Source organism: Kribbella sp. NPDC050470 (genome assembly GCF_044458365.1).
Classification (GTDB): Bacteria; Actinomycetota; Actinomycetes; order Propionibacteriales; family Kribbellaceae; genus Kribbella.
On sequence record NZ_JBITHV010000002.1, the window covers coordinates 547,047 to 561,496 of the forward strand.

Genomic DNA, 14,450 nt, shown 5'->3' on the forward strand with positions numbered 1-14,450 from the left:
GCCACACCCCCAGCACTCCAGGAAGGGATCGACTCGTGTCACTCATGCGGATCGGCGCGGTCGCATTGGCGGCCCTGCTCCTCACCAGCGGCTGCAACAGCGGCAAACCCTCCGGCGCCACGGCGGACGCGGCGGCCGCCGACGCCGGAACTGCGGCCAACGCGGCCGCCGACAGCGGCAAGACCGCGATCTTCGTGATCGGCGGCAAGTCCGACGACCCGTTCTGGTCGAAGGTGAAGCGTGGGGTCGACGACGCGGGCAAGGTGATCCAGGCCCAGGGCGGGTCGGTCACCTTCCTCGGCCCGCAGAACTACGACAACCTCGGCCCGGACGCGGCCAAGCTGATCGACTCCGCGCTCAGCCAGGGCGCGACCGCGGTGATCGGCCCCGACTGGGTGCCGGAGGCCGAGGACGCCGCCTTCCGGCGAGTGGTCGCCAAGGGGGTGCCGCTGATCGTCTACAACGCCGGCGGCATGGAGGCCGCCGAGCGGCTCGGCGCGCTGAATTACATCGGCAGCGACGAGTACGCGGCCGGCAAGGCGGGCGGTGAGTTCCTCGGCAAGCAGGGCGCCAAGAACGTGCTGTGCGTCAACACCGTGCCCGGCGCCGCCAACACCGAGTCGCGCTGCAAGGGTGTCGCGGACGGCGTCAAGGCGAGCGGCGGCAGCTCGAAGCAGCTGCCGATGCCGTCGTCCAACTTCGGCAACCCGACCGCGGTCGCCCAGGGCGTGAAGGCGGCGCTGCTCAAGGACGACACCATCGACGGAGTCGTCACGATCAGCACCCAGGACGCCGACAGCGCGGCCAGCGGGATCGACCAGGCCGGTCTCGGCCGGCGGGTCAAGCTCGGCACCTTCGACATGGACGAGTCGCAGCTGAACCGGATCAAGGCCGGCAAGCAGCTGTTCTCGATCGACCAGCAGCCGTACCTGCAGGGCTACCTCGCGGTCTCGATGGCCAACGGCTACCTCAAGTACGGCCTCGAGCTGCCGCAGCGCCCGCTGCTCACCGGCCCGGCCATCATCAGCGCCGACAACGTCGACTCCGCCATCGCCGGCGCCAAAGCCGGCGTCCGCTGACCCTCGGATCACCAAGCACGATCACCAAGCACAAGGTGGTATTTCCCATGACAGTCCAACTGGCCGACCCGTCGCCTGCGAAGTCACAGGCCGGGTACGGCGCCCGCTCGGGAGCGTCGGCCGGCGACCTGGCCCGCCGGCCGGAGACCGGCGCCCTGATCGGCACCATCAGCGTCTTCGTGTTCTTCGCGATCTTCGGCGGCGGGCAGTTCCTGTCCGCCGGCGGCGCCGCGAGCTGGCTCAACGTCGCCGCCGAGCTCGGCATCATCGCCATCCCGGTCGGCCTGCTGATGGTGGCCGGCGAGCTCGACCTGTCCGTCGGCTCGGTGCTGGCGGCGAGCTCGATGACGGTGGCGATCGTCTCCGGCTACTGGGGTGGCCCGGTGATCGTCGGCATCGTGGCCGCACTCGCGCTCGGCCTGGCCGTCGGTTTCCTGAACGGCCTGCTGGTGACCCGGACCAACGTCCCGTCCTTCATCGTCACGCTCGCGACCCTGTCCGGACTCTCCGGCCTGACGCTCGGCCTGTCCCGGGTCGTCACCGGTACGACGAGTGTCGCGATCGACCCCGGTCCGCAGGCCAAGGCGGTGCTGGGCACCCTGGTCGGCGGCAAGTTCGAGGTCGCGATCTTCTGGTGGATCGCCGCGATCCTCGTGGTCGGCTGGCTGCTGCACGTCAGCCCGTACGGCAACTGGGTGTTCGCGGTCGGCGGTGACAAGGAGAGCGCCCGCGCCACCGGTATCCCGGTCCAGGGTGTGAAGATCACGCTGTTCATCGCCTCGGCGTTCGGCGCCGCGGTGGTCGGCGTCATCCAGACCATGCTCTACAACAGCGCGCAGGTCGCGAACGGGCAGTCGTTCGTCTTCAACTCGATCATCGCGGTCGTCATCGGCGGCGTGCTGCTGACCGGCGGCTACGGCTCGGTCGTCGGGATCGTGCTCGGCACGCTCACGTTCGCGATCGTCAGCCAGGGCATCTACTACACCGGCTGGAACTCCGACTGGGCCGCGCTGATCCTCGGCGTGCTGATCCTCGCCGCCGTCCTGATGAACAACACGTTCCGGCGCATGGCCCTGGCGCACGCGCCCCGCACGAAGAAGCTACCCACTGCGCTCCGCGCCGAGAAGGAGGCGTGATCATGACGGAACCGCTCTTGGAGCTGACCGACGTCTGCAAGTCGTTCGGTGCGACCGACGTTCTCACCGACATCTCGCTGCGCGTGCACCCTGGTGAGGTGCTCTGCCTGCTGGGCGACAACGGCGCGGGCAAGTCGACGCTGATCAAGATCCTGTCCGGAGTGCACCAGCCGACGTCGGGCCTGATCAAGGCGAACGGCGACACCGTGGTCTTCCGCAGCCCGCGGGACGCGAGTGCGCACGGGATCGCCACCGTGCACCAGTTCGGCGGCACATTCCCGCTGATGTCGATCGGGCGGTCGTTCTTCGTCGGGGCCGAGCCGACCAGGTGGCGCGGGCCGTTCCGCCGGTTCGACCGCAGGTACGCCGGCGGGGTCGCCGTCCGGGAGATGCAGGGTCTCGGGATCACTCGCGTGACCGACGGGAACCGGCTGGTCGGCGGACTGTCCGGTGGTGAGCGGCAGGCGCTGGCGATCGCGCGGGCGGTGTACTTCGGCGCCAAGCTGCTGATCCTCGACGAGCCGACCGCGGCGCTCGGCGTGAAGGAGGCCGCGCACGTGCTGCGGATCATCATGCAGGCGCGCCAGAAGGGCATCGCGGTCGTGCTGGTCACCCACCACGTCACGCACGCGATGACGGTCGGCGACCACTTCGCCGTACTGATCCGGGGTGCGCTGGCCGCGGACTTCCGGAAGGGCGAGCGGTCCCGCGAGGAGATCACCGACCTGATGGCCGGCGGCGAGGCGATGGCCGAACTGGAGGCCGAGATCGAGGCATTCACCACGACCGAAGAAGCGAAGGCAGGACAGCTGTGAACTCTCTTGGCGTCGCCGTCATCGGCGCGGGCATGGTCGGCCGGGCGCACGCCGCCGGCTACCGCGCCGCGTCCCAGCTCTACGACCTGGACCTGCCGGAGATCCGGCTGGTCGCGATCGCGGACGCGTACGAACCGTTCGCAGTCGACGGCGCCCGGCGGTTCAGGTACGAGCGCGCTGAGACGTCCTGGCAGGCGATCGCCGAGGCGCCGGACGTCGACGTGGTGTCGGTTGCCATCGCCAACGAGCTGCACCGGCCGGTGGTCGAGGCATTGCTTGCCGCTGGCAAACATGTGCTGTGCGAGAAGCCGCTCGCACCCTCGGTCGAGGATGCGAAGGCAATGGTCGCCGCGGCGGAGGCGGCCGGCACACAGTCCGGGGTCGGCTTCTCGTTCCGTCGTACGCCGGGAATCAACGCGATCCGTGAGCAGCTCGCGGCGATCGGGCCGGTGCGGCACTTCAACGGCCACTACTGGTGCGACTACGCGCAGAACCCGGGCAACCCGATGAGCTGGCGCTACCAGGGCGGGCCTGGCAGCGGGGCGCTGGCGGATATCGGCAGTCACCTCGTCGATCTCGGGGAGTACCTGTGCGGACCGATCGCGTCGGTCAGCGGCGCCGTGTTCCGGACGTTCACGAGCGAGCGGCCGGTGCCGTTGGGCGCGACGGTCGGGCATGCGGCCGGTGCAGTGAGCGAGCAGTTGGAGCCGGTCGAGAACGAGGACATCGCCACCTTCACGGCCGGCTTCGCCAACGGCGCCGTCGGCACGTTCTCGATCAGCCGGATCTCGCACGGCCTGCCGAACGGGCTCGGCTTCGAGATCTTCACCGCCGACGGCGCCGCGGCCTTCGACCTGAACCGGCCCGGCGAGTTCACCTTCGCCGACCACGGTCCGGACGCGAAGACCAACGGCTTCCGCACTGTGCTGATCGGTCCGCAGCACCCTGGGATCGACAAGGGCATCCCGATGGACTTCCCGTCGGTCGGCCACGGCCAGAACGACCTGTTCACCTGGCAGGCCAGAGCCTTCCTGGACCAGGTCGCCGGCCTCGGCAAACTCGCGCCGGTGCCGTCGCTGGCCCACGGCCTGCACAACCTCGAGATCCTCGCCGCGGTCACCCAGTCCGCGCTCAACAACGGCCAGGCCGTCTCCCTCAGCTGAAAGGAACCACCCGCTATGAAGCTCGGCGCCTACACCGCCTGCCTGCACGACAAGCCCCTCGACGAGGCGCTGGCGATCCTGCGCGACCTCGGCCTGACCAGCGTCGAGGTCAACGCCGGCGGTTTCATCGGCACCCCGCACCTCCCGGTCGAGGAACTCCTCGAGAGTGCGGACGCGCGCAAGGAGTACCTGGCGACCTTCGACAGGTACGGCATCGAACTCACCGCGCTGAACTGCAACGGCAACCCGCTGCACCCCGATCCCGAGATCACGCACGGCGCCGACCTCGAGCGGTCCGTCAAGCTGGCCGGCCTGCTCGGGATCAAGACCGTCATCACCATGTCCGGGCTGCCCGCCGCCGAGGCCGGCGGGACCCGGCCGTCGTGGACGGTCATTCCCTGGGACAGCGTCTACAAAGAGTCCCTCGACTACCAGTGGGACGAGGTCGCCGTACCGTTCTGGACGGAGATCGAGGCCCTGGCCGCGCAGTACGACGTACGCGTTGCGATCGAGATGCACCCGCACAACCTGGTCTTCAACCCGGCCACGTTGAAGCGGCTGGTCGAGCGGACCAACGCGACCCACCTCGGCGCGGAGCTGGATCCGAGCCACCTGTTCTGGCAGCACATCGACCCGGTCCGGGCGATCGAGGACCTGGGCGACCTGGTGTTCTTCGCGGCTGCCAAGGACACGCTCATCCACGAGACGGCTGCGATCAACGGGGTCCTGGACGACCGGTTCGAGTGGATCCCGGCTTCGGAGCAGCCGCTCGGGCTCGGCGGGCGGTACACCGTGACGCGGTGGCCGGCCGTTCCCGGCTGGTCGTTCGTCGCCGTGGGGCGCGGGCACGACGTGGACTTCTGGGCGCGCTTCCTGACCGCGCTGCACAAGGTCGATCCGGACCTGCCGGTGAACATCGAGCACGAGGACGCGTCGTTCGGCCAGATCGAGGGCCTGAAGTTCGCCGCCGACAACCTGATCGCCGCCGCCGAGAAGGCCGGGGTGCTCGAATGAAGGTTGCCCTCGACCCGTACATGTTCCGTACGACGCCGTTGCTCGAGCTGCCCGGTCTCGTCGCCGACCTGGGCTACGAGTACATCGAGCTGTCCCCGCGGGACGACTTCACCCCGTTCTTCCTGCACCCACGCGCCAACGACGCAACCGTCAGCGCGTTCAAGAAGGCCCTCGACGCGGCCGGCGTCCAGGTCGCCTGCCACTTGCCGCTCTACAGGTGGTCCGGCCCGGACGAGGACGAGCGCCAGGCCGCCGTCCGGTACTGGCAGCGGGCGATCCAGCTGACCGTCGACCTGGACTGCCGGGTGATGAACTCGGAGTTCAACGGCCGCCCCGAACAGGCGAGTCGCAGCGAAGGCATGTTCTGGAAGTCACTCGAAGAACTCCTCCCGGTCTTCGAACGCGAGGGAGTCGAGCTCAGGCTGGAGCCGCACCCGGACGACTTCGTCGAGGACGGCCTGGTCGCCATCGACATGATCCGCGGCATCAACTCACCGCTGGTCAGCTTCCTGTACTGCGCCCCGCACACCTTCCACATGGGCGGCAACATGGTCGAGATCCTGACCTACGCCGGCCCACTGCTGACGCACCTGCATCTGGCGGACTCGTTCGACCACACCGCGTCGTCCGGACTGCGCTACATCGTCAACCCACCCGGCTCGACCGCCCGCGTCCACCAGCACCTCGACATCGGCCAGGGCGAGGTCGACTGGGACACCTTCTTCACCACCCTCGGCCGGCTCGGCTTCGGCGACCGCGACGACACGATCATGACCTCGTGCGTGTTCGCCTGGGAGGACCGCGCCCGCGACTCGGCGACGTTCATGCGCGAGACCATCGGCAAGTACGTGAGCCAATGGTGAGTACAGTCCCGTGACATGGAGCTGGAGGCGCGGGTCAGGGACAGTTTCGAGCGCCAGGGACTGATGCACCACCTCGGCGCCCAACTCTCGGAGATCGCGCCCGGCCGGGTGCACATCATCCTTCCCAGCCGTCCCGAGGTGACCCAGCAACACGGCTACTTCCACGCCGGAGCCACCAGCGCGATCGCCGACAGCGCTGGTGGCTACGCCGCCTACACCCTGTTTCCCGAAGGCAGCTCCGTCCTCACCGTCGAGTACAAGATCAACCTCCTGGCCCCTGCCGAAGGCAACCACCTCGAGGCCATCGGCACCGTCCTCAAATCAGGCCGCACCCTCACCGTCTGCCGCCTCGAAGTCTTCGCCGTCCAAAGCACCGAGCGGTCCCTGATCGCGACCGGCCAGCAAACCCTCATCCGCATCGACAAACGCCCAGAACGCTAGCTCGGACCGCCGCAGACCGCCTGCTTCCCCCGGCCGGAAGGGTCAGGGTTCGATCAGGCCGGCCCGGATGGCGTAGCGGGTCAGCTCAGTGCGGTCGCGCATCCCGAGCTTCTGCAGGATGTTCGCCCGGTGCCGTTCGACCGTCTTCGGGCTGATGGTCAGCGCGGCCGCGATCTCCTTGCTGGAATGCCCTTCGGCGATCAGCTTCACCACCTCGTCCTCGGGCGCCGTGAGGACCTGCCCGGGCACGCGCTCGCCCCGCCGGACCCGGTCGAGGTAGTCCCGCACCAGCGTGCTCATCACGCCCGGGTAGAGGAACGACTCGCCCCGCCCGGCCGCGCGGCAAGCGTCGACGAGATCGCCATCAGCATCACCATCAGCCGGTACGGCTCACCCCGGGACCGCTTGGCCGCCCAGATACCGAGGTAGTCGAACACCCCGGTCTGCTTGATGATGCCGATCACGATCATCATCCCGAGCAGCAGGAAGATGACGTTCCAGTCGATCCCCTCGTGCTCGGAGTAGAACACCTCGGTGCCCGGCGGGTCGCGTACGGTGACGGTGGGCAAGCTGACCGCGATATCCCGTGCACGCATCACACCGTCCTGTCCGGTCCGGCTGACCGCTTCGACACCGCTCACAAGGACCTCCCTGGCGCGCCGGCTCGGGGCGGCTCGATCTGTGCCTTCATCCTTTCGGCGCGCGTTCGCCCGTTCCATGGGGTCCATCACCCATCTGTTCGGGCGCGGGCTCCGAAGAACTGCCATGCGCGAGAGGTGGAGTCAGCACGCAGCGGCGGCCGCCGGCGGTGTCATCGCAGCCGGTACGGCGTTGGCCGTCGGCTACCTGGTGGCGGCGATCACCGGTGGCCCCTGGCCGGTCGACGCCGTCGGAGTCCAGGTGATCGACTGGGCACCGGGACCGCTGAAGGACTTCGCCGTCCGGGAACTGGGCACAGCCGACCGCCCGCTCCTACGGCTCGGCATCGGCGTGGTCCTCGCGGCCGCGGCCGCAACCGCCAGCGTGCTCGGACGCCGTCGGCCGCGGGTTGCGGTCGGGATTGCGTTCTTGCTCGGCCTGGTTGGGGTGGGGTTTGCCGGGTTCAGCCGTTCGGCGGCTACGGGGGTCGCCGAACGGTTGCTCCCCGCAATCGTCACGCTCGTCGTCGCGGTCGTCGCGATGGCCCTCGTCGTCCGCAGACCGCGACCTCGCGCGGAACAGCCGGCCGGGTTCGACCGCCGGCAGTTCCTGCTGACCGTCTCCGCCCTGGCCGTGGTCGGCGCCGGCTCCTTCGCGACCACCCGAGTCGTGTCCTTCGGAACCAGCGAGAGCGCACGCACCAAGGTGCGCATCCCCCGACCGGCGGATCCCGCGCGACCACTCCCAGCTGGTGTGCAGGCCGACGTACCCGGAGTCAGCAGTTTCGTCACGCCGAACAACAAGTTCTACCGCGTCGACACCCTGCTCCAGGTCCCCCGGATCGACCCTGACCAGTGGGAGTTGCGCGTTCACGGCATGGTCGACAAGGAGCTCCGGCTGTCGTTCCGGGACCTGCTGGACCGGCGGCTGGTCGAGCGAGACGTCACCCTGACCTGCGTGTCGAACGAGGTCGGCGGCCCGTACGTCGGCAACGCCCGCTGGATCGGTGTCCCGATCGCCGACATCCTCGCGGAGGCCGGCGTACGGAACGGCGCGGACGCGGTGAAGTCGACCAGCATCGACGGACTCACGATCGGCACCCCGCTCGCCGCGCTCACCGACGGACGGGACGCGCTGTTCGCGGTCGCGATGAACGGCGAGCCGCTGCCGTTCGAGCACGGCTTCCCGGTCCGGATGGTGGTGCCCGGGCTGTACGGCTACGTGTCGGCGACGAAGTGGGTCGTCGACGTCGAGGTGACCCGGTTCCAGGACTTCAGCGCGTACTGGACCGACCGCGGCTGGGCGGTCGAGGCGCCGATCAAGACGGCGGCGCGGATCGACGTACCCAAGGGTTTCGCCAGCATCAAGCCCGGCCCCGCAGTCGCCGCGGGTGTCGCCTGGGCCCAGCATCGCGGCATCCGGAAGGTCGAGGTGCAGGTCGACGACGGGCCCTGGCAGGAGGCGGAGCTGGCCGCCGAGGACACCGTCGACACCTGGCGGCACTGGACCTTCCGCTGGACCGCGACGCCTGGCAACCACAAGCTCACCGTCCGCGCGACCGACGCCGACGGCACCACCCAGACCGATCAGCGCACTCCGCCGCGCCCGAACGGCTCGAGCGGCCTGCACAACACGGTCGTGATGGTCGAGTGACCCATCCGCCGGGCCGGCCGCTCCGAAGTACCCACAACGGCAACCCCTTCGAGAGAGAGAACCCTCATGCGTAAGCACATCGGTATCGCCCTGTCCGCCCTGGCCCTCGCGTTCGCGACGACCGCCTGCGGCAGCGACGACGACTCCGGAGCCGGGAGCGCGCCGGCCCAGACTCCGAGCTCGGCGCCGAGCACGACGCCGTCGATGAGCGGCGCGGCGGGCCTCGTCGGCCCGGGCTGCGCCGACTACGCGAAGGCCAACCCGAGCGGCGCCGGCTCGATCGACGGTATGGCGGCCGCGCCGCTGGCCACCGCCGCCTCCGGCAACCCGCTGCTGACCACCCTGGTCTCGGCCGTGTCCGGCAAGCTGAACCCGAAGGTCGACCTGGTCTCCACCCTGAACGGCGGCGAGTTCACCGTCTTCGCGCCGGTCGACACGGCCTTCGCGAAGATTCCCGCGGCCACCGTGAACACGCTCAAGACCAACGACGCCCTGCTGACCAAGATCCTGACCTACCACGTGGTGCCCGGACAGCTCGACCCCGCGGCCGTCGTAGGCAAGCATGTGACTGTGGAGAAGCAGGAGGTCACCATCACCGGCTCCGGCGACAACCTCAAGGTCAACGGCGCCAACGTCATCTGCGGCGGCGTGAAGACCGCGAACGCCACCGTCTACCTGATCGACTCGGTCCTGATGCCGCCGGCTGCGTGATCATGCCCGAACCGATCCCACTGCCCTGGCCGGGCGGGTCCAGCACCCGCCCGGGCGAGGTCAGCGACGGCGACCTGCTGGTCCGGACCGGCCGCGGCGACAAGGCGGCGTTCAGCACGCTGTACGACCGGGTCGCGCCGTCGGTCTTCGGCCTGGTCCGGCGGATCCTGCGCAACCCGGCGCAGTCGGAGGAGGTGACCCAGGAGGTCATGCTCGACGTCTGGCGCACCGCGACCCGGTACGACGCCGGCCGCGGCTCGGCGCGCTCCTGGATCCTCACCATCGCGCACCGCCGGGCCGTCGACCGGGTCCGCTCCGAGCAGGCCGCCGCGGACCGGACCGAGCTCGCCGGCGTCCGGTCCGTGGAGGTCGACTTCGACCAGGTCGCCGACACGGTCACCACCCGGCTCGAGGTCGAGCAGGTACGGCGCTGCCTCGACAACCTGACCGATCTGCAGCGCGAGTCGATCGCCCTGGCCTACTACGAGGGCTACAGCTACCCCGAGGTCGCCCAGCGTCTCGACGCGAAGTTGCCTACCATCAAGGCGAGAATGCGGGACGGCCTGATCCGGCTGCGCGACTGCCTCGGAACCACGAAGGGGGTCACGCCATGAGCGAACCCGACGTGCACACCCTCACCGGCCCCTACGTCCTCGACGCGTTGCCCGACGACGAGCGCGCCCGCTTCGAGGACCACCTCGCCGAGTGCGCCTACTGCACCACCGAGGTCTTCGAGCTGCGCGAGGCAGCCGTCAAACTCGCCACCCAGGTCGCGACGCCACCACCCCCCACCTTGAAGGTCGGCGTGATGTCTGCGATCGACGAGATCCGCCAGCTGCCGCCACTCGTGCCCGGCGCAACCGACGAGCTCGCCCGCCGCCGGGTCAGCCGTCGATCCGTGCTCGCGCTCGCGGCCGCCGCGCTGGCCGTGGCCGCGACCGGTGGGATCGCGATCGACCAGTACCGCGACAAGCAGGAGGTCATCCAGGCCAACGACCGCGTGGCCGAGGTACTCGCCGAACCCGATGCCCGCACGCTGCACAGCCCGGTCACCGGCGGCGGTCAGGCGACCATCGTCGCGTCCGAGCAGGCCGATGCCGCGGTCGTCGTACTGCGGGATCTTCCGCAACTCCCCGCCGACCGGACCTGGCAGCTGTGGCTGATCGACCCGAACCGGACCGCGCACTCCGTCGGTCTCGCGTCCGGCGATCTCACCACAGTCGTCGACGGCGCCTCCGGCAAGGCAGCCTTCGGCCTCACCGTCGAACCCGACGGCGGCTCCCCCGCACCGACCCTTCCCGCCGCAGCCCTGATCCCGATGGCCTAATTGACGCTGGTGTTGACTTTTCGTCGGATCCGTCGAATCCTGGACAGGACGAGAGGATTCCGATGAGTCATGTGCGGGTCGGGCTGGTCGTGCCCAGTTCGAATGTCACCGTCGAGACCGAGCTGCCGGCGCTGCTGGGCCGGCACCCGGCGGCGACGTTCTCCTTCCACAGCAGCCGGATGCGGATGGCCAAGGTGTCACCCGCGCAGCTCGCCGCGATGAACGCGCAGCGGGAGCGGTGCGTGCTGGAGCTCGGCGACGCGGATCCCGACGTGCTGCTGTACGCGTGCCTGGTCGCGCTGATGTCCGCCGGCCCCGGTGAGCATCAGCGCGTCGAAGGACTCATCGCGGAGCAGCTCGCCACCGGCGGATCCGAGACCAAGGTCAGGTCGAGTGCCGGGGCGCTGGTGGAGGCACTGCGGGCTGTCCCGGCGCGGCGGATCGCGCTGGTCACGCCGTACCTGAAGCCGCTCGCCGAGCAGGTGGTCGGCTACCTCGAGGCCGAGGGTTTCGAGGTGGTGGACTGGCGGGCGCTGGAGGTCGAGGACAACCGTGCGGTCGGCTGCATCCCGGGTGACCAGGTGATGGCGGCCGCCCGCTCGTTGGAGCTGAGCCGGGCCGACGCGCTGGTCATCTCGGCCTGCGTGCAGATGCCGTCGTTGCCGCTGGTCGACTCGGCTGAGCAGGAGTTCGGGCTTCCGGTGCTCTCGGCCGCGACGGCCGGCGCCTACAGCATCCTCAGGGCCGCCGGACTGCCACTCGACATCCCCGGAGCAGGCGCACTGCTTCGCCGCGAAGGAGGACTTTCCCGATGAACGAGCTCGCCGGACGGCACCTGGCTCGCGGCGTCGACCACGCCGCCTTCCCCACCTTCGACCCGGTCGGGACGGTCCGCTTCTACCGCGACGTCCTCGGCTTCCCGGTCGTGCACTCGATCTGCGCGGCCGGCTGGGGCCCGGACGACCACCCGGACTTCATCCACTTCTTCTTCGACGTCGGCAACGACGACCGGATCGCGTTCTTCTACTACTTCGGGCACCCGCGGCCGGCGCCGGCCGGCAAGGGCGACGTGTACGCGCGGTTCGACGACAGCACGCCGGAGTGGTTCGTCCGGTCGCGGCACCTGGCGATCCATGTCGACTCAGAGGACGCCCTGCTGGAGTACCGTCGCCGGCTCGACGAGAGCGAGTGGCCGGTCGAGATGCAGATCCAGCACGAGACGATCGAGTCGATCTACACCCACGACCCGAACGGCTACATGGTCGAGGTCACCCGCGCGCTGCGACCGGTCACGCCCCAGGAGGACTTGGACGCCAACCTCACCATCGACGCGCTGGTGGACATCGCGCAGCGCGAGGGGCACACGATGGACGACCTGCTGACCCGCAAGGCCGAGCTGATCGTGGAACGCGCCCCCTCCTGGGAGGTGCCGGTATGAGCCGGCTGTTCGTCCTCGACGTACCGGAGAACACGTCCGTCGCCAAGGTCGCGGCGCAGTCCGACGGCGTCCAGGTGGACAAGCTCGGCCCGTACTTCGTCATCGAGTACGACGGCCCGATCGTCATCGACCGCCGGGCCACCGGCTGCCGGCACGCCGTCTGGTACAGCTGTGTCGCCGGGCTGGCCGGCGGCCGGATCGTCCAGTGGGACAAGGACGCGCTGCGAGTGGATCCGCGATGACGGCAACCCGGCTCGGCTCCGGCCGCTACGCGACCACCATCGACGCGCCGACGGGCGTCGCGACGAGCGTGCACGAGCTCGGCACCAGCGACGGCGCCAAGGTCACCGGCGTCCTGCGGATACCGCGCGGCGCGACCGCGGTCGTCACGATCATGCACCCCCGCCAGGACGTCACCCATCACCCGCTGGTCCCTTACCTGCTGACGATCGGGTACGGCGTCTGGACCCAAGGCACCCGCTCCCCGAACAACGACCTCAACCTGCTGCACGAACAGGCCATCATCGACTTCGCCGCCGGTCACGCCTTCCTGCGTGAGCAAGGCCTCGACGTCTACTCGCTGGGCCACTCCGGCGGCGGCACCCTGGCCGCCTTCTACTGCCAGCAGGCATCCCTGGCTCCTGAAGAACGCCTGCCCACGACGCCCTCCGGCCGACCGGTCCCCTTGGCCGACACCGCGATGCCGCTGCCGGACGGCTGCATCTTCCTGGCCCCACATCCCGGCCAAGGGGCCCTCCTGCAACGACTCATCGACCCGTCCGTGGCCGACGAGTCCGACCCGCTCTCGGTGGACCCGGAGCTCGACCCGTTCAACCCCGCCAACGGATTCCGCCCGGCGCCGGAGTCGAGCAGGTACGACGACGAGTTCATCACCCGCTACCGCGCCGCCCAGGAGGAGCGCGTACGACGTCTCGACGCCAAAGCTCGTGCCTACGTGTCGGATGCCCAGCAGGCCAAGCGCACCTTCGAGTCCGGCGGTGACGCGGCCGATCGCCGCCGAGCACTCGCACCCCGTGTGCTGACCGTCTTCCGTACGGATGCCGACCTGCGCAACGTCGACCTCTCGCTGGATCCGAACGATCGTCCCTACGGTTCCTTGTTCGGCCGCAGACCCGATCTGACCAACTACGGCCTCGTCGGTTTCGCTCGCCTGTCGACGGCCGAGGCCTGGCTGTCCACGTGGTCCGCCCTGTCCACCAACGCCACGTTGCTCGACTGCGCGCCGGGCGTCACCGTGCCAACGCTGCTCCTGGAGTTCACCGGCGACCAGGCGTCGTACCCGATCGACATCACGGCGATGAGCAGTGCGCTGGGCGCCTCAGACCTGACCGTGCAGTCCGTGCCCGGCACCCACTTCGGCGGGCCGATCACGAAGGGCGCGCCCACCGGCACTTCCCTGGCCGCAGCCACGATCGAGAGCTGGCTCCGCGATCACCGCTGATCGGTGCTCAGGATCTTCTCGAGGTGCTGGACGTCCTGCTTGAGGCGTTCGATCGCCCGGGTCCGCGGGTCCACTCCGGGGTCGGCGTCATCGGAGGAGAGCACCGACGCGACGGCGAGGTCGGCGATGGTAGTGGCGACCCGGGAGTTCTCCTCCGGCGTGCCGGGATGGTGCCACCAGGCGACCCAGTTGCACTGGCCGATGACGGCCAGGGCGGCGATCCGGGGATCGACCGGCCGGAACTCCCCGGAGGCGACCCCGGCCTCGATCACCGCGACGATCTCGTTGAGGACGTCGCGGCGGCTCTTGTTGTACGGCCCGACGAGCTCCTCGGGCAGGTCCGCCTCGGAGCGGATCAGCAGCTGGAACTTGGCCGGCTCACTCGCCTGCTGCAGCGCGATGGCGTGCGCGATCTCGCGCAGCTTCTGCGCCGCGCCGAGCCCGCTCTGCCGGCGGATGGCCCGCAGTGCGCGGGCCGGTCCCTCGGCGAGCTCGCTGACCAGCTTGGCCAGGATCTCGTCCTTGTTCTTGACGTAGTGGTAGAGCGCCGGGCGGGTCAGCCCGGTCGCGTCCGCGATGTCCTTCAGGCTCGTCCCGGAGAAGCCGCGCTCGGCGAACAGCCTGGTCGCCTCGGCGATGATCTGGCTCTCGACCAGATCGCGACGAGTGCTGCTCCGGCCACGTTCCTCGGCGTTGCCTAACGTCATGG

General features: G+C 69.6%; 18 protein-coding genes. 15 read left to right on the top strand and 3 right to left on the bottom strand.

From position 1 onward, the window contains the following. Positions 1 to 44: 44 nt before the first annotated feature. The 7 genes from ACIBGM_RS07225 to ACIBGM_RS07255 are packed head-to-tail and all read left to right on the top strand — an operon-like array spanning position 45 to position 6,511. Positions 45 to 1,079 carry a sugar ABC transporter substrate-binding protein gene (locus ACIBGM_RS07225; RefSeq protein ID WP_360529891.1) on the top strand — a complete coding sequence of 345 codons (1,035 nt, stop codon included), beginning with the start codon at positions 45 to 47 and terminating at the stop codon, positions 1,077 to 1,079. 47 nt (positions 1,080 to 1,126) lie between these two features. Next, positions 1,127 to 2,215, top strand: coding sequence for an ABC transporter permease (locus tag ACIBGM_RS07230; RefSeq protein ID WP_360529643.1), 1,089 nt, complete (start codon positions 1,127 to 1,129; stop codon positions 2,213 to 2,215). 2 nt (positions 2,216 to 2,217) lie between these two features. Continuing rightward, positions 2,218 to 3,030 (top strand): ATP-binding cassette domain-containing protein, encoded by an 813-nt coding sequence (locus ACIBGM_RS07235; protein WP_396384771.1) that lies wholly within the window; start codon positions 2,218 to 2,220, stop codon positions 3,028 to 3,030. Next, positions 3,027 to 4,193, top strand: a complete 1,167-nt coding sequence (locus ACIBGM_RS07240; RefSeq protein WP_396384772.1) for a Gfo/Idh/MocA family protein — start codon at positions 3,027 to 3,029, stop codon at positions 4,191 to 4,193. Before ACIBGM_RS07235 ends, ACIBGM_RS07240 begins: the two co-directional genes overlap by 4 nt. A 15-nt stretch (positions 4,194 to 4,208) precedes the next feature. Then, complete coding sequence (locus ACIBGM_RS07245) at positions 4,209 to 5,207, top strand: sugar phosphate isomerase/epimerase family protein (RefSeq protein ID WP_396384773.1); 999 nt, start codon at positions 4,209 to 4,211, stop codon at positions 5,205 to 5,207. Continuing rightward, the gene (locus ACIBGM_RS07250; RefSeq protein WP_396384774.1) at positions 5,204 to 6,070 is read left to right on the top strand and encodes a sugar phosphate isomerase/epimerase family protein; all 867 of its coding nucleotides are present in this window, start codon (positions 5,204 to 5,206) and stop codon (positions 6,068 to 6,070) included. The genes ACIBGM_RS07245 and ACIBGM_RS07250 overlap by 4 nt, the downstream gene beginning before the upstream one ends. A gap of 15 nt (positions 6,071 to 6,085) precedes the next feature. Next, on the top strand, positions 6,086 to 6,511 hold the full coding sequence (locus ACIBGM_RS07255) for a PaaI family thioesterase (RefSeq protein ID WP_396384775.1): 426 nt from the start codon (positions 6,086 to 6,088) through the stop codon (positions 6,509 to 6,511). A 42-nt stretch (positions 6,512 to 6,553) separates the two neighbouring features. On the opposite strand, the gene ACIBGM_RS07260 is transcribed toward ACIBGM_RS07255, so the two are convergent. After that, positions 6,554 to 6,811: a response regulator transcription factor gene (locus tag ACIBGM_RS07260; protein ID WP_396384776.1), complete on the bottom strand. Its 258-nt coding sequence runs from the start codon at positions 6,809 to 6,811 to the stop codon at positions 6,554 to 6,556. Then, positions 6,811 to 7,152 carry an SLC13 family permease gene (locus ACIBGM_RS07265; RefSeq protein ID WP_396384777.1) on the bottom strand — a complete coding sequence of 114 codons (342 nt, stop codon included), beginning with the start codon at positions 7,150 to 7,152 and terminating at the stop codon, positions 6,811 to 6,813. Before ACIBGM_RS07265 ends, ACIBGM_RS07260 begins: the two co-directional genes overlap by 1 nt. 124 nt (positions 7,153 to 7,276) lie before the next feature. On the opposite strand from ACIBGM_RS07265, the gene ACIBGM_RS07270 reads away from it, so the two are divergent. The 8 genes from ACIBGM_RS07270 (at position 7,277) to ACIBGM_RS07305 (ending at position 13,741) form a co-directional block, all read left to right on the top strand. Then, positions 7,277 to 8,803, top strand: coding sequence for a molybdopterin-dependent oxidoreductase (locus tag ACIBGM_RS07270; protein ID WP_396384778.1), 1,527 nt, complete (start codon positions 7,277 to 7,279; stop codon positions 8,801 to 8,803). Positions 8,804 to 8,869: 66 nt separating this feature from the next. Then, positions 8,870 to 9,514: a fasciclin domain-containing protein gene (locus tag ACIBGM_RS07275; RefSeq protein WP_360535957.1), complete on the top strand. Its 645-nt coding sequence runs from the start codon at positions 8,870 to 8,872 to the stop codon at positions 9,512 to 9,514. 2 nt (positions 9,515 to 9,516) lie between these two features. Next, positions 9,517 to 10,128 (top strand): ECF RNA polymerase sigma factor SigK, encoded by a 612-nt coding sequence (gene sigK / locus ACIBGM_RS07280; protein ID WP_396384779.1) that lies wholly within the window; start codon positions 9,517 to 9,519, stop codon positions 10,126 to 10,128. Beyond that, the gene (locus ACIBGM_RS07285) at positions 10,125 to 10,841 is read left to right on the top strand and encodes an anti-sigma factor domain-containing protein (protein ID WP_396384780.1); all 717 of its coding nucleotides are present in this window, start codon (positions 10,125 to 10,127) and stop codon (positions 10,839 to 10,841) included. Before sigK ends, ACIBGM_RS07285 begins: the two co-directional genes overlap by 4 nt. A 62-nt stretch (positions 10,842 to 10,903) precedes the next feature. After that, positions 10,904 to 11,656 (top strand): maleate cis-trans isomerase, encoded by a 753-nt coding sequence (locus tag ACIBGM_RS07290; protein ID WP_396384781.1) that lies wholly within the window; start codon positions 10,904 to 10,906, stop codon positions 11,654 to 11,656. Next, the gene (locus ACIBGM_RS07295) at positions 11,653 to 12,279 is read left to right on the top strand and encodes a VOC family protein (protein WP_396384782.1); all 627 of its coding nucleotides are present in this window, start codon (positions 11,653 to 11,655) and stop codon (positions 12,277 to 12,279) included. The genes ACIBGM_RS07290 and ACIBGM_RS07295 overlap by 4 nt, the downstream gene beginning before the upstream one ends. Beyond that, positions 12,276 to 12,521 (top strand): hypothetical protein, encoded by a 246-nt coding sequence (locus ACIBGM_RS07300; protein WP_360535967.1) that lies wholly within the window; start codon positions 12,276 to 12,278, stop codon positions 12,519 to 12,521. The genes ACIBGM_RS07295 and ACIBGM_RS07300 overlap by 4 nt, the downstream gene beginning before the upstream one ends. Further along, entirely contained in the window at positions 12,518 to 13,741 is a 1,224-nt protein-coding gene (locus ACIBGM_RS07305; RefSeq protein ID WP_396384783.1) for an alpha/beta hydrolase, read from the top strand. The genes ACIBGM_RS07300 and ACIBGM_RS07305 overlap by 4 nt, the downstream gene beginning before the upstream one ends. Here ACIBGM_RS07305 and ACIBGM_RS07310 read toward each other — a convergent pair. Then, positions 13,732 to 14,448 (bottom strand): TetR/AcrR family transcriptional regulator, encoded by a 717-nt coding sequence (locus ACIBGM_RS07310; protein WP_396384784.1) that lies wholly within the window; start codon positions 14,446 to 14,448, stop codon positions 13,732 to 13,734. The genes ACIBGM_RS07305 and ACIBGM_RS07310 overlap by 10 nt on opposite strands. Positions 14,449 to 14,450: the final 2 nt, after the last annotated feature.

Coding starts and splice junctions, on each gene's coding strand:
- ACIBGM_RS07225 (WP_360529891.1), top strand. CDS start 45: ATGCGGATCGGCGCGGTCGCATTGGCGGCCCTGCTCCTCACCAGCGGC.
- ACIBGM_RS07230 (WP_360529643.1), top strand. CDS start 1,127: ATGACAGTCCAACTGGCCGACCCGTCGCCTGCGAAGTCACAGGCCGGG.
- ACIBGM_RS07235 (WP_396384771.1), top strand. CDS start 2,218: ATGACGGAACCGCTCTTGGAGCTGACCGACGTCTGCAAGTCGTTCGGT.
- ACIBGM_RS07245 (WP_396384773.1), top strand. CDS start 4,209: ATGAAGCTCGGCGCCTACACCGCCTGCCTGCACGACAAGCCCCTCGAC.
- ACIBGM_RS07250 (WP_396384774.1), top strand. CDS start 5,204: ATGAAGGTTGCCCTCGACCCGTACATGTTCCGTACGACGCCGTTGCTC.
- ACIBGM_RS07255 (WP_396384775.1), top strand. CDS start 6,086: ATGGAGCTGGAGGCGCGGGTCAGGGACAGTTTCGAGCGCCAGGGACTG.
- ACIBGM_RS07260 (WP_396384776.1), bottom strand. CDS start 6,811: ATGAGCACGCTGGTGCGGGACTACCTCGACCGGGTCCGGCGGGGCGAG.
- ACIBGM_RS07270 (WP_396384778.1), top strand. CDS start 7,277: ATGCGCGAGAGGTGGAGTCAGCACGCAGCGGCGGCCGCCGGCGGTGTC.
- ACIBGM_RS07275 (WP_360535957.1), top strand. CDS start 8,870: ATGCGTAAGCACATCGGTATCGCCCTGTCCGCCCTGGCCCTCGCGTTC.
- sigK (WP_396384779.1), top strand. CDS start 9,517: ATGCCCGAACCGATCCCACTGCCCTGGCCGGGCGGGTCCAGCACCCGC.
- ACIBGM_RS07285 (WP_396384780.1), top strand. CDS start 10,125: ATGAGCGAACCCGACGTGCACACCCTCACCGGCCCCTACGTCCTCGAC.
- ACIBGM_RS07290 (WP_396384781.1), top strand. CDS start 10,904: ATGAGTCATGTGCGGGTCGGGCTGGTCGTGCCCAGTTCGAATGTCACC.
- ACIBGM_RS07295 (WP_396384782.1), top strand. CDS start 11,653: ATGAACGAGCTCGCCGGACGGCACCTGGCTCGCGGCGTCGACCACGCC.
- ACIBGM_RS07300 (WP_360535967.1), top strand. CDS start 12,276: ATGAGCCGGCTGTTCGTCCTCGACGTACCGGAGAACACGTCCGTCGCC.
- ACIBGM_RS07305 (WP_396384783.1), top strand. CDS start 12,518: ATGACGGCAACCCGGCTCGGCTCCGGCCGCTACGCGACCACCATCGAC.
- ACIBGM_RS07310 (WP_396384784.1), bottom strand. CDS start 14,448: ATGACGTTAGGCAACGCCGAGGAACGTGGCCGGAGCAGCACTCGTCGC.